Raw genomic sequence first — 16,375 nt, forward strand, 5'->3', positions numbered from 1 at the left:
TTGATGGAGACTGGCTCCATGCAGATCCTCTCCATCCAGTCGCACGTGGCCTTCGGCTACGTCGGCAACTCGGCGGCAGTCTTCCCGATCCAGCGCCTCGGTCACGAGGTCTGGCCGGTGCTCACGGTCAACTTCTCCAACCACACCGGCTACGGCGAGTGGCGTGGACCGGTCGTGGCCGCCGACCAGGTCGCCGAGGTCATCGAGGGGATCTCCGAGCGCGACGGTCTCTCCACCGTCTCCGCGGTCCTGTCCGGCTACCAGGGCGACCCTGCCGTCGGCGCGATCATCCTGGATTCCGTACGCCGCGTGAAGGCGCTCAACCCGCGCGCCCTCTACTGCTGCGACCCGGTGATGGGCGACGTCGGGCGCGGCATGTTCGTCCGCGAGGGCATCCCGGAGTTCATGCGCGACGAGGTCGTCCCGGCCGCCGACGTGATCACGCCCAACCACTTCGAGCTCAACTTCCTCGCCGGCCTCGAGTCGACCGACACGCTGCAGGAGGTGCTCGCTGCGGTCGACATCGTTCGCGAGTCCGGCCCGTCCAACGTGCTGGTGACCTCGGTGATCACCAAGGACCCAACCCATCTGGACCTGGTCGCCGTCTCCGACGAGGGCGCCTGGTCGGTCACCACTCCCCTGCTCCCGATCTCTCCCAACGGCGGCGGCGACGTCACCGCGGCGGTCTACCTCTCCCACCTGCTCTCGACCGGTTCGACGCCAGCTGCCCTCGGTCGCACCGCGAACACCCTCTTCGCCATCCTCGAGCGCACCCTCAAGTCCGGCCGCCGCGAGCTCGAGCTCGTCGCCTCCCAGGACGACATCGCCAACCCGCCGACGACGTACGAGGTCACTCAGCTCCGCTGAGGTATCTGTTGGAGCCGGTGACAGGAGTCGAACCCGCGACATTTCGCTTACAAGGCGAACGCTCTACCAACTGAGCTACACCGGCATGCCGTACGTCTCCGTGACGGCGGGACAATCGTAGCCAGTGACGGCCCCCAGCGCGCATCCGGCGTGTCGTCCGCCTGTGAAGCGCCCCGAGGCAACCCCTCGAAAACACGCGCGTGACCTGCGTCTGAGAGGGTTTCCCCTCATCCGAATGACGGACAGATGAAGGGAAGACGGATGACGGACATCTTGGGCGCCATCAGTACGGTCGTGTGGAGCAACTGGCTCGTGTATCTGTGTCTCGCGGTGGGGGTGTTCTTCTCCATACGGTCTCGCTTCCTCCAGGTGCGGCACTTCCCCGAGATGGTGCGGCTCCTGGTCCGCGGAGAGAAGTCGTCCGCCGGGGTCTCCTCGTTCCAGGCGCTCGCGATGTCGCTGGCCGGGCGCGTGGGCACGGGAAACATCGCCGGTGTCGCTACGGCGATCGCCTTCGGTGGCCCGGGCGCGATGTTCTGGATGTGGGCGGTCGCGTTCCTCGGCGCCTCGACATCGTTCGTGGAGAGCACCCTCGGTCAGGTCTACAAGACCCGTGACCCGATCACCGGTGAGTATCGCGGCGGTCCGGCCTACTACTTCAGCCGAGCCTTCGCACACACCCGCGCCCGCCGCCTCTTCACGGTCTACGGGTTCGTCTTCGCAGCGGTGACCGTGCTCGCGTGCGGCGTACTCCTTCCCGGTGTCCAGGCGAACTCCATGACCGCCGGCATGGCGAACGCGTGGGGTGTTCCGACCTGGGGCGTCGCGATCGCGACGGTCATCGTGTTCGCGTTCGTCGTGGTCGGCGGCGTCAAGCGCATCGCGTCCTTCGCGACGCTCGTGGTTCCCTTCATGGCGGTGGCGTACGTCGCCGTCGCCATGGTCGTCGTGGTGGTCAACTCCGAGCAGATCCCGGGGGTCATCAGCGACGTGGTGTCGAGCGCCTTCGGTCTCCACTCGACCTTCGGCGCAGTGCTCGGGCTGGCCGTGATGTGGGGCGTCAAGCGCGGCGTCTACTCCAACGAGGCGGGGCAGGGCACCGGTCCTCATGCCGCGGCCGCGGCCGAGGTCTCGCACCCGGCGAAGCAGGGCCTGGTGCAGGCGTTCGCCGTGTACGTCGACACCCTGTTCGTCTGTACGGCGACGGGGTTCCTGATCCTGTCCACCGGCGCCTATCGCGTCTTCGAGGGCGGCAGCGAGAGCGGCGATGTGATCGCGGACGGCGGCGTGCTCGCCACAGGTACGGAGGTCGGCCCGGCCTATACCCAGTCGGCCTTCGACACCGTGTTCCCCGGGGTCGGCGCGTCCTTCATCGCCATCTCGCTCGCGTTCTTCTGCTTCACGACGATGGTCGCCTACTACTACATGGCCGAGACCAACCTGCGCTTCATCGTCGGCCGGTTCGCGACCGTTCGGCTCGGCGGACAGCGCGGAGTCTCGCTCGGGCGGGTCACCACCCTGGCGCTGCAGGCCGTCATCCTGGTCGCGTCCGCGTACGGCTGCGTGTCCACGGCCAGCGACGCCTGGACGCTCGGCGACATCGGCGTCGGCCTGATGGCGTGGCTCAACATCCTTGGGATCCTCATCCTCCAGCAGCCGGCCTTCGCGGCGCTCCGGGACTACGAGCGGCAGAAGAAGCAAGGCCTCGACCCGGTCTTCGACCCACAGGCCCTCGGCATCACCGGGGCGACGTACTGGGAGACCTACGAGAGGCAGTCCGAGCGGGTCTAGCCGCTCACTCGCTCCCGGCTGGGCTTTCCAGTGGGACGTACTCGTGGGCGGTGAGGGCACCGTTGGTCTCCAGCTCGACCGACTGGAGGCCGACGGGGAGCCCGTCGGCGTAGGTGATCAGGGTGACCTCGGCGGTGCGGCGGATCTTCCCCATCGCGAAGGCGTACGCGGCGCCACCGGTGGTGCCGTTGGTGTAGGTCCAGCCGATCTCACCGTTCTCGCCGATCACCTCGCCCGGCCCCAGGTGCACGTGGCGGTGGCCGCCGATGACGAGGGTCGCGCAGCCGCGACGCAGGGTCTCGCGTCCGAGCGAGGGGTCGTGGACGAGGAGGGTCGCGACGGGCTTGCCGTCCTCCATCGAGGCGCAGGCGATGTCGGCCAGCTTCTCGCCGGCCTCCTCGAGGGTGACGCCCTGAGTGTCGATCCAGTTGCCGAGGCCGCTGGTGCGCGGGTCGGGGACGCCCAGGAGCGTCGATCCGCCGGGACCGTCGACGACCTCGCCGTCGAGCATGGTCCAGCCCTGGTCGGCGAGGTAGTCACCCACCGTCGGGCCGTGGTCGTGGTTGCCGGTGACCGCCCACTTGTCCAGGCCGTCGCTGGCGTCGGTGAGCGAGTCGAGGGAGAAGGTCTCCCATTCGGACCCGGTCGAGGTGTCGTCGCCGGCGTCGAGGATGCCGGTCGCACCGCCCTCGTCGGCGATCGCGCGCACCACGGAGTCCATGCCGACGTTGTCGTGGCGGTCGGAGACGAGGACCGACACCGTCTCGTCCTCGTCCGGCTCGCGCAGCGCCAGGTCCGGCACCTTCGCCACGACCTTCTCGTAGAAGGTCCGGCTGGAGTTGTAGGTGTCGACGGCGCTGGCCACGAGCCGGCGGGTCTGGTTGGCGTACGCGTCGCCACGGACCTCCACGTCGTCCAACTCCTCCGGCACGGGGATCGCCGTGCCGAGGAAGTCGGCCAGCGGGGTCCAGTCGCCGGCGACCGGTCCGGCCTCCTTGTCCGCGGCGGGCGCTCCGGCCTCGCCCCACGGCTGCCAGACCGCGGCCGCGAGCACCGCCACCGTGACCACGCCGATGCCAGCGGTGGTGAGGCCGTGCCGGGTGCGGGCCGAGTCCTTGATGCGTCTGCGCAGGTCAGCGCGGCGTTGGGAGCCGGGCAGCCACCACAGCACGACTCCCCCGGCGACGATCGCCAAGGAGATCGCGGCGCCGCGGAGCACGGCCGCGACGAGCATCGACTCGACCTGCTCCACCACGACCGCGCGCTGGCCGTCGGGGGCCGAGCCGAGGACCGCGTAGCGCTCGAAGAGCTCGTCCATCGACCGCAGCTCGGTCTTGCCGAGGGTGACGTCGACGCCGATCGGGCCACCGACGTGGAGACGTACGTCGGGCAGCACCGGCCCGGTGTGGATGACCGCCTTCCCCGACAGCGTCGGGCGCAGGACCGAGTCGTGGCCGGCCAGGACCACCTGGCGTTCGCTGGACAGGAAGAGCCACGCGCTCAGCGCCACGGCGAGCACGAGCCACAGCACTCCTAGCCCCGCCCAGAAGGCGAGGCCCCGAAACAGAGTGCGGCGAGAGATCAGCTGCGCGCCTCCGCGACCGCGTAGAGCACGACCGACGCGGCGACGCCGGCATTGAGGGACTCTACGGAGTTGACCATCGGGATCGACACTATCTGGTCGCAGGTCTCCTGGACCAGGCGGGAGAGCCCGCCGCCCTCGGCACCGACGACGATCACCAGCGGACCGTCGGCGAGGCCGTCGGGGGCACCCAGCTCGGGCAGGGTGATGTCACCCTCCATGTCGAGCCCGACGACCATGCAGCCGGCGTCCTGGTAGGCCTTCAGCTGCCGGGTCAGGTTGACGGTCTGCGCGACCGGGATCCGCGATGCGGCGCCGGCGCTCGTCTTCCAGGCGGCGGCGGTCATCCCGGCCGCACGCCGCTCCGGGATCACCACGCCATGGGCGCCGAAGGCCGCGGCCGAGCGCACGATGGCGCCCAGGTTGCGCGGGTCGGTGACCTGGTCGAGCGCGACGATGAGCGCCTGCTCCTTGGCCTCGGCCGCGCGGTCGAGCAGGTCGTCGGCGTGGGCGTACTCGTAGGCGGGGATCCGCGCCGCGAGCCCCTGGTGGCCGTTGAAGCCGGTCAGCCGGTCGAGCTCGACCTTGGTCACCTCGAGCAGCGAGATGCCCTTCTCGGAGGCGAGCATGAACGCCTCGCGGAGCCGCCCGTCCCGCTCGGCGCCCTCGGCGACGTAGAGCCCGTTGACCGGTACGTCCTCGCGCAGTGCCTCGACCACGGAGTTGCGTCCGATGATCCACTCGGCGTCGCCTGCGGCCCGCTTGCGCGGACCCTTGTTGCGCTGCTCCGAAGCCTGGGCCGCCTTGTGGGCCTTGTGGTAGGGCCGGTCCTTCGCCTTCGGCGTCGGGCCCTTGCCCTCGAGGCCCTTGCGGCGGTTGCCGCCGGTGCCGACCTGGGCACCCTTCTTGCGTCCCTTCGCGATCGCTCCGCGACGCTGGGAGTTGCCTGCCATCAGTTAACGCTCCATTTCGGACCCTCAGGGGTGTCCTCGATCTCGATCCCGGCGTCCTTGAGCCGGTCTCGCATGGCATCCGCGCGGGCCCAGTCCTTGGCGGCGCGCGCCTCGGCGCGCTCGTCCAGGACCCCGCGAACAAGTACGTCGATCGCGCCGGTCAGCTTCTCGTCATCACCGCTCGCCGGACCCCACGCCGGGTCGGCGGGGTCCAGACCGAGGATGTCCAGCATCGCGCGGACGCTCGCGGCGACCCCGCGCAGCGCGGGGGTGTCGCCGTCGGCGAGCAGCTTGTTGCCCTCGCGTACGACCTCGTGCAGGGCGGCCACGGCCGCCGGGGTGCCGAGGTCGTCGTCCATCGCGTTGACGAAGTCGGCGCAGGGCACGCCGTCGCCGGGGATCTCGCCGACCACCGACGCCGCGCGGTCCAGGAATCCTTCGATCCGCTGGAACCCGGCGGCGGCCTCCTCGAGCGCCTCGAAGGAGAACTCGACGTGGGACCGGTAGTGGGCCGCGACCAGGTAGTAGCGCAGCTCGATGCCGCGTACCTTCTTCAGGACCTCTGGGATGACCAGCGAGTTGCCCAGAGACTTCGACATCTTCTCGCCGGCCGTCGTGATCCAGGCGTTGTGGAGCCAGTAGCTCGCGAAGGGCCGGCCGGCAGCACGCGACTGCGCCTGCTCGTTCTCGTGGTGCGGGAAGCGCAGGTCGATGCCACCGCCGTGGAAGTCGAAGGCGGGACCGAGGTACTTCCCGGCCATCGCCGAGCACTCGATGTGCCACCCGGGCCGTCCCAGACCCCAGGGCGAAGGCCAGGAGGCGGTCTCCGGCTCGGAGACCTTCCGTCCCTTCCACAGCGCGAAGTCACGTGGGTCACGCTTGCCCCGCGGGTCTGCGTCGGCAGCGGCCTCCATGTCGTCGACCTTCTGCCCAGACAGCTCGCCGTAGGTGGGCCAGGAGCGCACGTCGAAGTAGACGTCGGCCGAGCCGTCCTCGGCAGCGTAGGCGTGCCCCTTCGCGATCAGCTCCTCGATCAAGGCGACGATCTCAGGGATGTGACCGGTGGCCAGAGGCTCGTAGGTCGGCCGGGCGACGTTGAGCGAGGCGTAGGCGGCGTCGAGCTCGCGGTGCATGGTGTAGCCGAGGTTGTACCAGGGGCGTCCCTGCTCGGCCGACTTCGCCAGGATCTTGTCGTCGATGTCGGTCACGTTGCGGATGAACGTGGTCTCGTACCCCGACGCCCGCAGCCACCGCTGCAGCACGTCGAAGTTCACCCCGCTCCGCACATGCCCGACATGCGGCTCGCTCTGCACGGTCAGACCACAGACATAGAGCGACGCCTTGCCGGGCTGCAAGGGGGTGAAGTCACGTACTTCACGGGTCGCCGAGTCGTAGAGCCTGAGTGCCATACCCCAAGTCTAGGGACGTACGCGTGTTCCCTACCTATCGCGACGCACGATGAGCGCGGTGGCGATCGCGGCGACACCCTCACCGCGGCCGGTGAGGCCGAGACCGTCGGAGGTCGTGGCGGTCACCGTGACGCTTGCCCCGGCCGCCGCAGTCAGTGCCCGGTTGGCGTCGTCTCGTCGCGGACCGATCTTGGGCCGGTTGCCGATCACCTGCACGGCGACGTTCCCGATCTCGAAACCGGCCTCACGGACCCGGCGCGCGGCCTCCGCGAGCAGGACGACTCCTGCCGCCCCGGCCCACTCGGGCTCGGAGGTGCCGAAGTTGGACCCGAGGTCGCCGAGCCCCGCGGCGGAGAAGAGCGCGTCGCAGCAGGCGTGGGCCGCCACGTCCCCGTCGGAGTGCCCGGCGAGACCCTGCTTCTCGTCGGGGAAGGCGAGGCCCGCCACATGCATCGGGACACCGTCGGCAAGGCTGTGTACGTCGGTCCCGATGCCGACCAGAGGAAGCTGCACGTTCCGCAGTCTCCCAGATAAGGCTCAAGCAACCTTCCGGTGGCCGACGTGGATGAGCCCGTCGACGACCCGGACCTCGTAGGCGGGGATGGTCACGTGCGGGTCGTCCAGACACTGTCCCGTACGCAGGTCGAACCCGTGTCGATGAGCGGGCGAGGCCACGAACGGCACTCCGTCGCGCACCCCGACGATGCCCTTGGCGATCACCGACGCCTTGGCGAACGGATCGTGGTTTCCCAGGGCGTAGACGACGTCGTCGGGCATCCGGAAGATCGCGATGGCCTGCCCGTGGACCAGTGCCGTGGCGCCGCGCTTCACCTCGAGCGCCTCGACCGGGCAGACGGACTGCCAGTCACCCTGGTCGTCCCGCTGGGCATGAGCGCTCATGACGTCGCCGGCCCGAGCCGCTTCGTCGACATTCTCGGGTCCTCCCTTCGGTGGATTTGAACCGTAGGACGCGTGAGGGACACCTCCTGTTTCGCTCTGTTACGCGTACGTAAACACCAGCGCCCAGCCCACCGGCCGTCTTCGTCGCCGAACGGATAACCTCCAGGGGTGCCCGCCGCTCTCGTCCTCCTGGCCGCCGGATCCGGCACCCGCGTCGGAGCCGCCACCAACAAGGTGCTGCTCCCGCTCGACGGGTCCGACGATCCGGCCTCTTCAGCCCTCGGCCTATCGCTACGGACCGCCCTGGCGGTGCCCGACGTGCGCCGTCTCGTCCTGGTCGTACGCAGGGGCGACGAGGAGGCGGTCGCGGCCGTCGCCCAGCCCCTGCTCGGCGATCGTGAGGTCGTGATGGTCGCCGGCGGCGACACCCGCCACGCCTCCGAGCAGGCGGCGCTCGCAGTGCTCCGGCCCGACATCGAGGCCGACGAGGACGGCATCGACGTGGTCGCGATCCACGACACCGCCCGGCCGCTGGTCTCGCCCGAGCTCTTCTCCGTGGTCATCGGCGTCGCCCGCAAGCACGGTGGCGCCATCCCGGCGGCCCCGCTCAGCCACCTCTCGACGCGTGACCTGCAGCCAGTGGCGGGTGCTCTCGTCGGCGTACAGACACCGCAGGCGTTCCGGGCGGCCGACCTGCTGGCCGCCTATGCCCAGGCCGCGGCCGACGGCTTCGACGGCACCGACACCGGCGCGACCCTGGAGCGCTACGCCTCCGGCGTACGCATCGTCGCGGTGCCCAGCACGCCGCTGAACCTCAAGGTGACCTTCGCCGACGACCTGGGCGCGGTCACGACACTGCTCAGCTGACTGCGCTGGCCGACAGCGCTTCGAGCAGGCGTACGTCATCCTCGGAGGCGACGCGGCGACCGACCGGCGGCGCCTCGACCGAGACGACCGGGAACCGGCGGGCCAGCGCGCCCGCGATCTCGGCGAAGTCGCCGGAGGGCCAGTCGTCCAGGGCGGCGACGACGGCCGGGGGCAGCACGATCGGCGAGGCGACCGAGATCAGCGAGGTGCGGTCGATGGTCGCACCGAGCACCGGCACTCCGTCCTCGATCGCGAGGTTCTTGACCGTGTCCGTGACCGGGCGTACGCCGACCACGACCGCCTCGCGCGCGAGCGCGGTCGAGACACAGTGAGCGATGAAGGCCGGCGGGGTCATCGGGCACAGCGAGTCGTGCAGGACCAGCGGCTCCTCGGCCGCGACCATCCCCTCCCACGAGGTGGTGAAGTCGACGGGCGTCACCCCGGACTCCCCGAGGGACCAGGTCGCCGCGGCGACCAGCGCCTCACCGTGGATCAACGTGAACGGAAGCGAGCCTCGATCGTCGTCGGCGACGAACCCGAGGGCCGGTGGAACCTCGGCGGTCTCGTCGATCTCGTCGTAGTCGGCGTAGGGGTCCTCCATGGGGCCACCGTATCGGCCGCGCCGAGCCCCCTGCTGAGCCCCCTAAAAGCGCGAAACAGGCCCCGGGTTTCCCCGGAGCCTGTAACGCAGACCGAAACCAGCGTCAGCTGGCCAGCACCTCGTCGAGGAGGACTTCAGCCTTGTCTTCGTTGGTGTGCTCGCACAGCGCGAGCTCCGAGACGAGGATCTGGCGTGCCTTGGCGAGCATGCGCTTCTCCCCGGCAGAGAGGCCACGGTCACGCTCACGACGCCACAGGTCGCGCACGACCTCGGCGACCTTCATGACGTCGCCGCTGTGCAGCTTCTCCAGGTTTGCCTTGTAACGACGCGACCAGTTGGTCGGCTCTTCGACGTGCTCCGCACGAAGCACCTCGAAGACTCGATCAAGCCCGTCCTTGTCTACGACGTCCCGAACTCCGACGAGCTCGAGATTGTTGGCCGGAACACGCACCACGAGGTCCTGCTGAGCGATGATGCGGAGGACCAGATACTGCCGCTCCTCGCCCTTGATGGTGCGCATCTCGATGTCTTCGATGACGGCCGCGCCATGGTTCGGGTATACGACGGTCTCGCCGACGGTGAAAGTCATATTTTTAGGTACCCCTTCCTAGGGCTATAAGTCTACCACGGATCTTAGAATTCGGATTCCACGTTTGCGCAGGTCAGGGGCTCAATCTGGGGTTGACAGATTGATAAGTTGTGTGGTTCCGCGCGCGCAGGCCCATCGAACGTGGCAGCATGGCTGATTTCGAAACGACGCCGAAATCTCGTCGTAGCCAGCCTGTTGTCCTGCGCGTCTCGGCCGTGTGCCCGATACTGCCGCCATGGCGAATGCATCGCAGAGCGCCCCCAAGACCATCTTCACCGTGTCGTCGCACGCCCAGGATCAGGACCCGGAAGAGACGCAGGCCAGCGCGTCGGCCGTTCCTGATGCCCCGGCGGGCAGAGCTAGCGTCATGGACAAGGTGGGCAACTGGGCCCCGTTCCTCCTCATCCGCTCCGCCCACCCCCGTCAGGCGGTGCTGACCGCCATCGGCCTCTCGGTGGCTGCCGTCCTCGCCGGGCTGACGACACGCGAGGTCGCGCTGATCGCGGTCACCGTGCTCGTCGGCCAGGCCGTCCTCGGCTGGCACAACGATCTCGTCGACCAGGTCGTCGACCGTCGTCACGAGCGCCAGGGCAAGCCGATCTCGGACGGCCGTCTCGAGCCGGGCGGCGTCTGGTTCGCGCTGTGCTGCGGCGTACTGCTCGTCATTCCGCTCTCGGTCACCTCGGGCACCGTCGCGGGGCTGTTCTACCTGGGCTCGCTGGTGATCGGGATGCTCGCCAACGTACTGCTGCGCAAGGGCCTCTTCTCCTGGGTCCTGTGGGCGGCTGCCTTCGCCTGCTACCCCGGATACCTCTCGTACGCCGGCTGGGCCGGTGAGTCCTCGGGCGGACCGCCCCACTGGGTGATGGTCGTGCTCGCCGCGGCGCTCGGGGTCGGCGTGCACTTCCTGACCGCGCTGTGGGGCCTGGTCGCCGACAACGAGGACAAGTGGACGTACCTGCCGCTCAAGGCCGGACTGAAGCTCGGCGCCGGCAAGCTCCTCCTCGTCACGCTGGTCTACATCGCCGCTGTGATCGGCGGGATGCTGTACGCCGCGAGCGTCGTCGGGCTACGTGCCTGACCCTTTTCGGATATCGCCAGATCGGGCGGATAGAGTGTCGCGCGTGACGACCAAGGTTATGCAGAAGCGGCTCGCAGTGACGGGCGCACTCGTGGCTCTCGCCCTCCCGGCGCTCACCGCCTGCAGCAGCTTCGACTACGCGACCGACCGGCCCAACGAGATCACCCACGGCGGGTCGACGCTCGACGGTGCCATCCGGATCAACGCCGCTCGCATCGTGACCGCGCAGGAAGGCTCCGGCGTCCTGGTCGGCACCTTCTCGCTCGACCCGGCGATCAACCCGGCGGTCGCCGGCAAGGCGCTGCCGTCGGTCACCTCGATCGCCACGGCGACCGACGCCGAGGAGACGGTCACGCCCGAGTCGTTCACCCCGATCGAGCTGCCGAAGTCCGGCATCATCAACCTGGCCGACCCGGCCAACGGTGGCATCGCGGTCACCGGCGACTTCAAGCCGGGCGACAGCATCCCGATGACCTTCACCTTCTCCGAGGGCGAGGAGCGGACCATCTCCGTCCCAGTCGTCACCCAGTGTGGTCCGTACGCCGAGGTCGTCGCCGCTGTCGACGAGACCACGAAGCCCGCGAAGAAGGGCAAGAACGCCGAGGCCGAGGCGTCCGAGAGCGCTGCCGCCGAGGGCACCGAGGGCCACGACGAGGCTTCGACCCTGCCGGCCGACGAGCCCGCCGAAGGCGAGCACGCGACCGAGACCGAGGCGGGCACCGAGACCGAGCACGCCACCGAGGGCGAGGGTGAGGCGCACGACGAGTCCGCGGGCACCATCTCCGAGGACCCCTACTCCTGCGAGTTCCCCCCGGCCGCCCTGCCGGGTGCCGAGGAAGCTCACTGATGACCTACAAGCTCGTCCTTCTGCGTCACGGCGAGAGCGAGTGGAACGCGCTCAACCTCTCCACCGGCTGGGTCGACGTCGACCTCACCGACAAGGGCCGGGCCGAGGCGGTCAACGGCGGGAAGCTGCTCAGCAAGGCCGGGATCCTTCCCGACCTGGTCCACACGAGCCTGTTGCGCCGCGCGATCAACACCGCCAACATCGCCCTCGACGTCGCCGAGCGCCACTGGATCCCGGTGCGGCGCGACTGGCGCCTCAACGAGCGCCACTACGGCGCGCTGCAGGGCAAGAACAAGTCCGAGACGCTGAAGAAGTTCGGCGAGGAGCAGTTCCAGCTGTGGCGTCGTTCCTACGACGTACCGCCGCCGCCGATCGAGGCCGACTCGGAGTTCTCCCAGGCCGGTGACCCGCGCTACGCCGACATCGATGTGCCCGCGACCGAGTGCCTCAAGGACGTCGTCGCCCGGATGCTCCCCTACTGGGACTCGGCGATCGTGCCCGACCTGAAGACCGGCAAGACGGTCCTGGTCACCGCCCACGGCAACAGCCTGCGCGCGCTGGTCAAGCACCTCGACAACGTCTCCGAGGCCGAGATCGCGAAGCTCAACATCCCCACGGGCCAGCCGCTGGTCTACGAGCTCGACGAGTCGCTGAAGCCGGTCGTCGCCGGCGGCACCTACCTCGACCCCGAGGCCGCGGCCGCCGCCGCTGAGGCTGTCGCCAACCAAGGCAAGCAGTAGCAACAACAATCCCGCTGAGTCGGCTCGTCTTGACGAGCCGGCTCAGCGGGATTTTCGGTCAGGATGGGCCGACTCGGCGGGTCAGGAGTCCGCGGGAGTCTCGCCGGTCACGACGAAGACGACCCGGTTGGCGACCGTGACGGCGTGGTCGGCGATGCGCTCGTAGTAGCGACCCAGGAGCGCCACGTCTACGGCGGGCTCGACACCGTGGGTCCAGTCCTGGCCCAGCAGCTCGGCGAACGACTTGCGTCGCAGCTGGTCCATCTCGTCGTCGTCGGCGACCAGGTCCTGAGCGGCGGAGACGTCGCGGGTGCGGAGGATCTCGCAGGTCCGCTCGACCATCTGCTGGGCGATCTCGGCCATCTTGGCGATGGTCGGCTGGGCCAGCTCGGGGACGGCCTTGTTCGGCGTACGCAGCCTGGCGATCTTGGCGACGTGGACCGACAGATCGCCCATCCGCTCGAGGTCCGAGATCATCCGCAGAGCGGCGACCACGACGCGGAGGTCGCCGGCGACCGGCGACTGGAGGCCGAGCAGCTCGAGGGCGTTCTCCTCGATGCGCTCGCGGGCGTCGTCGATCTCGACGTCCTTGTCGATCACCTGCTCGGCGAGGTCGTTGCGGGCCTCGAGCAGAGCGGTGGTGGCGTCGCGTACGGCCACCGACACCAGCTCACAAACACTGGTGAGATCGGTGAAGATGGCATCGAGGTCCTCATGGAAAGCAGCGCGCATGGCCCGATCCTAGACACACGACATGTACTGATCTCCATCCCGAGTGAACCGATGGTGAACGTTCGGCGCGGAGACGTCCAGTGGTGAAGAAAGGGTGTTTGATGGGCTTACCCTGATCGTGTGGACTCGACGACGCAGGCCTTTCTTGCTGCGCTCCTCGGCGCTGTCGTCGCCGGAGCGGCGGTGCTTGCGTGGGCGATGAGCGAGCGTTCCCGCAATCGGATCCCCGAGGTCGAGCCCCCGAAGGTTCCCTCCGAGGTGGCCGCGGTCCTCTCGGTCCTGCGCAGCAGCGCGGTCGTCGTCGACGAGCACGACACGGTGCTCAAGGCCAGCGCCCCGGCGTACGCCCTGGGCCTGGTGCGCGGCACCTCGTTGGTCTCGCCGGAGCTCTCCGAGCTCGTCCACGGTGTGCGCCGTGACGGCCAGATCCGGGAGACCGAGCTGGTGATCTCGCGCGCCAACGGCGCGACCCGGCACGTCACCGCCCGCGTTGCTCCGCTCGGCACCCGCCTGGCCCTCGCCCTGGTCGAGGACCGCACCCGCGAGCGCCGCGTGGAGGCCGTACGCCGCGACTTCGTCGCCAACGTCAGCCACGAGCTCAAGACGCCGGTCGGCGCGATAAGAGTGCTCGCCGACGCGGTCACCGAGGCCTCCGACGACCCCGAGGCCGTACGCCGCTTCTCCAACCGGATGATCACCGAGTCCGAGCGCCTGACCGCGCTCGTCCAGCAGATCATCGAGCTCTCCCGGCTCCAGGGCGACGAGCCCCTGGAAGCACCGATCGCGGTCGACGTCGACAAGGTCATCGCGGCCGCCGTCGACGCCTCGACGGTCGATGCCGACGCCAAGGGCATCAACGTGGTCAGCGCCGGCACCGCCGGGCTGCACGTCTTCGGCAACGACGAGCAGGTCTCGACCGCGGTCACCAACCTGGTCTCCAACGCGGTCGCCTACTCCGACCCCGGCTCGACCGTGACCGTCTCGACCCGCGCGACTGACGGCTCCGTCGAGATCTCCGTGGTCGACCAGGGCATCGGGATCCCGTCCACGGAGATCGACCGGATCTTCGAGCGCTTCTATCGCGTCGACCCGGCCCGCCACCGCTCCACCGGCGGCACCGGGCTCGGCCTGTCGATCGTCAAGCACGTCGCCGCTACGCATGGTGGCGAGGTCAAGGTCTGGTCGCAGGAGGGTCAGGGTTCCACCTTCACCCTCACTCTGCCCCAGCACCTACCAACTGCCGGGCAGTCCGGCACAAGCAAGGAGGAACGCCCGTGACCCGGGTACTCGTCGTCGAAGATGAAGCCAGCTACAGCGAGGCACTGTCCTACATGCTCCGCAAGGAGGGCTTCGAGGTCGCCGTCGCCGAGGACGGCACCGACGCTCTGAAGGAGTTCGACCGCAACGGCGCAGACATCGTGCTGCTCGATCTGATGCTCCCCGGCCTCTCCGGCACCGAGGTGTGCCGGCAGATCCGGGCCACCTCGTCGGTCCCGGTCATCATGGTGACCGCCAAGGACGACGAGGTCGACAAGGTCGTCGGCCTCGAGCTCGGCGCCGACGACTACGTCACCAAGCCCTACTCCCCGCGCGAGCTCGTCGCCCGGATCCGCGCCGTCCTCCGGCGAGGCACCGAGCCCGACGCCGCCCCGGCGACGCTCGAGGCCGGACCCGTCCGGATGGACGTGGAGCGCCACGTCGTGACCGTGGACGGCAACGAGCAGCGCCTCCCGCTCAAGGAGTTCGAGCTCCTGGAGATGTTCCTGCGCAACCCCGGCCGGGTGCTCACCCGCGGCCAGCTCATCGACCGCGTCTGGGGCTCCGACTACGTCGGCGACACCAAGACCCTCGACGTCCACGTCAAGCGCCTGCGCGCCAAGCTCGAGCCGGACCCGTCGGAGCCGAAGTTCCTGGTCACCGTGCGCGGTCTGGGTTACAAGCTCGACCTCTGAGGTGCGGCATGCGCGACCGCTCACCGAGGCGATGTCCTGAGCCTGTCGAAGGGTGACTCGGTGAGCGGTCGCTTCCTTCGTGGAACTCCGCGAAGTCAGTGAGCCTCGACCGAGTCACCTCGGTGAGCATCCAACGTGCCGCGCGGCATCACCAGTGACATCAGCGCGGCTGCGGCGCACAGGGCGCCGGCTGCGTACCAGACCAGGTCGTAGGAGCCGGTGACGTCGCGTACGACGCCGCCGACCCAGGCGACCAGGCCGGCCCCGACCTGGTGGGAGGCGAGGACCCAGCCGAAGACGATCGGGGCATCCTCGGGCCAGATCTCGCGGCACAGCGCGAGCGTGGGCGGCACGGTGGCGACCCAGTCGAGGCCGTAGAAGACGATGAAGAACACCATCGGCAGGTGCACCTCGGACGAGAGCAGCATCGGCAGGAAGATCAGCGAGATCCCGCGCAGCGAGTAGTAGACGCCGAGCAGCACGACCGGGTTGAAGCGGTCGGTGAGCCAGCCGGAGAAGATCGTCCCGGCGACGTCGAAGATCCCGATCACGGCGAGCAGCGAGGCGGCCGCGACCGTGGCCATCCCGTGGTCGTGCGCAGCGGGCACGAAGTGGGTCCTGATCAGGCCGTTCGTGGTGATCCCGCAGATCGCGAAGGCACCGGCGAGGAGCCAGAAAGCTTTCGTGCGCATCGCCATCCCGAGCACGCGCACGGTCCGCAGCGCGGCGCCGGTCGCGGGCGCAGGGCGCGGCACGATCTTCGAGGCGCCGTAGGGCGCCAGGCCGATATCCGCCGGGTAGTCGCGGAGCAGCAGCAACACGAACGGGATCACCGCGGCGGCGACCAGGGCGATAGTGACCGAGGCGGCCCGCCAGCCGAGCTCCCCGATCAGCACCGCCAGCACCGGCAGGAAGATCAGCTGCCCCGAGGCGCCGCCGGCGGTCAGCAGACCGCTGACCAGGCCCTGCCGCTTGTCGAACCAGCGCGTGGTGATCGTCGCCCCGAAGGCGAGCGCCATGCAGCCGCTGCCACCGCCGACGAGGACGCCCCAGCCGAGGACGAACTGCCACGACTGGCTCATCCAGACGGTGCCGAGCGAGCCGAGGGTGATCATGGTGAGCGCGACGGCGACCACCGGACGGATCCCGAAGCGGTCCATCAGGGCGGCCGCGAACGGCGCGGTCAGGCCGTAGAGCGCGAGCTGCAGCGTGATCCCGACGCCGATCGTGCCGCGCGACCAGCCGAACTCCTCGTGCAGCGGACCGACCAGGAGGCCCGGCGCCGCGGTGAAGGCGGCGGCGCCGACGATGGTCACGAAGGCGATGGCGGCCACCCACCAGGCCGGGTGGATGCGGGGGCGGCGCGCAGCTGCGCTGCCGGCAGGCGGCGGGGTCGTCGTCTGGGTCATGGGAATGATCCTTTCGGGTTCGCGCCGCTCCGGACAGTGGCCTGATTGACATCTA

17 protein-coding genes and 1 tRNA gene are annotated in these 16,375 nt (G+C 69.3%); 8 read left to right on the forward strand and 10 right to left on the reverse strand.

The window, feature by feature from the left end:
- Positions 1-18: 18 nt before the first annotated feature.
- Positions 19-867: a pyridoxal kinase PdxY gene (pdxY, locus tag ABTW65_RS13765; RefSeq protein WP_350660871.1), complete on the forward strand. Its 849-nt coding sequence runs from the start codon at positions 19-21 to the stop codon at positions 865-867.
- Between the two features lie 9 nt (positions 868-876).
- Here pdxY and ABTW65_RS13770 read toward each other — a convergent pair.
- Positions 877-952 (reverse strand) — tRNA-Thr (locus ABTW65_RS13770).
- A gap of 176 nt (positions 953-1,128) precedes the next feature.
- On the opposite strand from ABTW65_RS13770, the gene ABTW65_RS13775 reads away from it, so the two are divergent.
- The gene (locus tag ABTW65_RS13775; protein ID WP_350660873.1) at positions 1,129-2,658 is read left to right on the forward strand and encodes an alanine/glycine:cation symporter family protein; all 1,530 of its coding nucleotides are present in this window, start codon (positions 1,129-1,131) and stop codon (positions 2,656-2,658) included.
- A gap of 4 nt (positions 2,659-2,662) precedes the next feature.
- On the opposite strand, the gene ABTW65_RS13780 is transcribed toward ABTW65_RS13775, so the two are convergent.
- From ABTW65_RS13780 to nirD, 5 genes are read right to left on the reverse strand one after another with little or no spacing between them, the layout of a single operon-like run.
- Entirely contained in the window at positions 2,663-4,189 is a 1,527-nt protein-coding gene (locus tag ABTW65_RS13780) for a metallophosphoesterase (RefSeq protein ID WP_350660875.1), read from the reverse strand.
- Between the two features lie 50 nt (positions 4,190-4,239).
- The gene (gene rlmB, locus ABTW65_RS13785; RefSeq protein ID WP_350660877.1) at positions 4,240-5,193 is read right to left on the reverse strand and encodes a 23S rRNA (guanosine(2251)-2'-O)-methyltransferase RlmB; all 954 of its coding nucleotides are present in this window, start codon (positions 5,191-5,193) and stop codon (positions 4,240-4,242) included.
- Entirely contained in the window at positions 5,193-6,602 is a 1,410-nt protein-coding gene (gene cysS, locus ABTW65_RS13790) for a cysteine--tRNA ligase (RefSeq protein ID WP_350660879.1), read from the reverse strand. Before cysS ends, rlmB begins: the two co-directional genes overlap by 1 nt.
- Before the next feature lie 30 nt (positions 6,603-6,632).
- On the reverse strand, positions 6,633-7,115 hold the full coding sequence (gene ispF, locus ABTW65_RS13795) for a 2-C-methyl-D-erythritol 2,4-cyclodiphosphate synthase (protein WP_350660881.1): 483 nt from the start codon (positions 7,113-7,115) through the stop codon (positions 6,633-6,635).
- Positions 7,116-7,139: 24 nt separating this feature from the next.
- Positions 7,140-7,502, reverse strand: coding sequence for a nitrite reductase small subunit NirD (gene nirD / locus ABTW65_RS13800; RefSeq protein WP_350660884.1), 363 nt, complete (start codon positions 7,500-7,502; stop codon positions 7,140-7,142).
- Positions 7,503-7,670: 168 nt separating this feature from the next.
- Here nirD and ABTW65_RS13805 point away from each other — a divergent pair, with 168 nt between their 5' ends.
- On the forward strand, positions 7,671-8,369 hold the full coding sequence (locus tag ABTW65_RS13805; protein ID WP_350660886.1) for an IspD/TarI family cytidylyltransferase: 699 nt from the start codon (positions 7,671-7,673) through the stop codon (positions 8,367-8,369).
- On the opposite strand, the gene ABTW65_RS13810 is transcribed toward ABTW65_RS13805, so the two are convergent.
- Both ABTW65_RS13810 and ABTW65_RS13815 read right to left on the reverse strand, forming a co-directional pair.
- Positions 8,362-8,970 (reverse strand): hypothetical protein, encoded by a 609-nt coding sequence (locus tag ABTW65_RS13810; protein ID WP_350660888.1) that lies wholly within the window; start codon positions 8,968-8,970, stop codon positions 8,362-8,364. The genes ABTW65_RS13805 and ABTW65_RS13810 overlap by 8 nt on opposite strands.
- A 103-nt stretch (positions 8,971-9,073) precedes the next feature.
- Entirely contained in the window at positions 9,074-9,559 is a 486-nt protein-coding gene (locus ABTW65_RS13815; RefSeq protein ID WP_008360791.1) for a CarD family transcriptional regulator, read from the reverse strand.
- Between the two features lie 235 nt (positions 9,560-9,794).
- Here ABTW65_RS13815 and ABTW65_RS13820 point away from each other — a divergent pair, with 235 nt between their 5' ends.
- Genes ABTW65_RS13820 through ABTW65_RS13830 form a run of 3 tightly spaced genes read left to right on the forward strand, consistent with a single transcriptional unit; the run spans position 9,795 to position 12,227 of the window.
- Positions 9,795-10,640 carry a UbiA family prenyltransferase gene (locus tag ABTW65_RS13820; protein WP_350660890.1) on the forward strand — a complete coding sequence of 282 codons (846 nt, stop codon included), beginning with the start codon at positions 9,795-9,797 and terminating at the stop codon, positions 10,638-10,640.
- Positions 10,641-10,683: 43 nt separating this feature from the next.
- Positions 10,684-11,487: a hypothetical protein gene (locus ABTW65_RS13825; RefSeq protein WP_350660892.1), complete on the forward strand. Its 804-nt coding sequence runs from the start codon at positions 10,684-10,686 to the stop codon at positions 11,485-11,487.
- Positions 11,487-12,227 carry a phosphoglyceromutase gene (locus ABTW65_RS13830; protein WP_350660894.1) on the forward strand — a complete coding sequence of 247 codons (741 nt, stop codon included), beginning with the start codon at positions 11,487-11,489 and terminating at the stop codon, positions 12,225-12,227. Before ABTW65_RS13825 ends, ABTW65_RS13830 begins: the two co-directional genes overlap by 1 nt.
- Before the next feature lie 81 nt (positions 12,228-12,308).
- On the opposite strand, the gene phoU is transcribed toward ABTW65_RS13830, so the two are convergent.
- Positions 12,309-12,959: a phosphate signaling complex protein PhoU gene (gene phoU / locus ABTW65_RS13835; RefSeq protein WP_350660896.1), complete on the reverse strand. Its 651-nt coding sequence runs from the start codon at positions 12,957-12,959 to the stop codon at positions 12,309-12,311.
- Between the two features lie 120 nt (positions 12,960-13,079).
- On the opposite strand from phoU, the gene ABTW65_RS13840 reads away from it, so the two are divergent.
- Together ABTW65_RS13840 and ABTW65_RS13845 are read left to right on the forward strand one after the other, a co-directional pair.
- Positions 13,080-14,237 carry a sensor histidine kinase gene (locus ABTW65_RS13840; protein ID WP_350660898.1) on the forward strand — a complete coding sequence of 386 codons (1,158 nt, stop codon included), beginning with the start codon at positions 13,080-13,082 and terminating at the stop codon, positions 14,235-14,237.
- The gene (locus ABTW65_RS13845) at positions 14,234-14,911 is read left to right on the forward strand and encodes a response regulator (RefSeq protein ID WP_008360778.1); all 678 of its coding nucleotides are present in this window, start codon (positions 14,234-14,236) and stop codon (positions 14,909-14,911) included. The genes ABTW65_RS13840 and ABTW65_RS13845 overlap by 4 nt, the downstream gene beginning before the upstream one ends.
- Positions 14,912-15,006: 95 nt before the next feature.
- Here ABTW65_RS13845 and ABTW65_RS13850 read toward each other — a convergent pair whose 3' ends face one another.
- On the reverse strand, positions 15,007-16,320 hold the full coding sequence (locus ABTW65_RS13850; RefSeq protein WP_350660900.1) for an MFS transporter: 1,314 nt from the start codon (positions 16,318-16,320) through the stop codon (positions 15,007-15,009).
- Positions 16,321-16,375 lie beyond the last annotated feature (55 nt).

It is taken from the genome of Nocardioides sp. NPDC127503, from assembly GCF_040302165.1.
Classification (GTDB): Bacteria; Actinomycetota; Actinomycetes; order Propionibacteriales; family Nocardioidaceae; genus Nocardioides.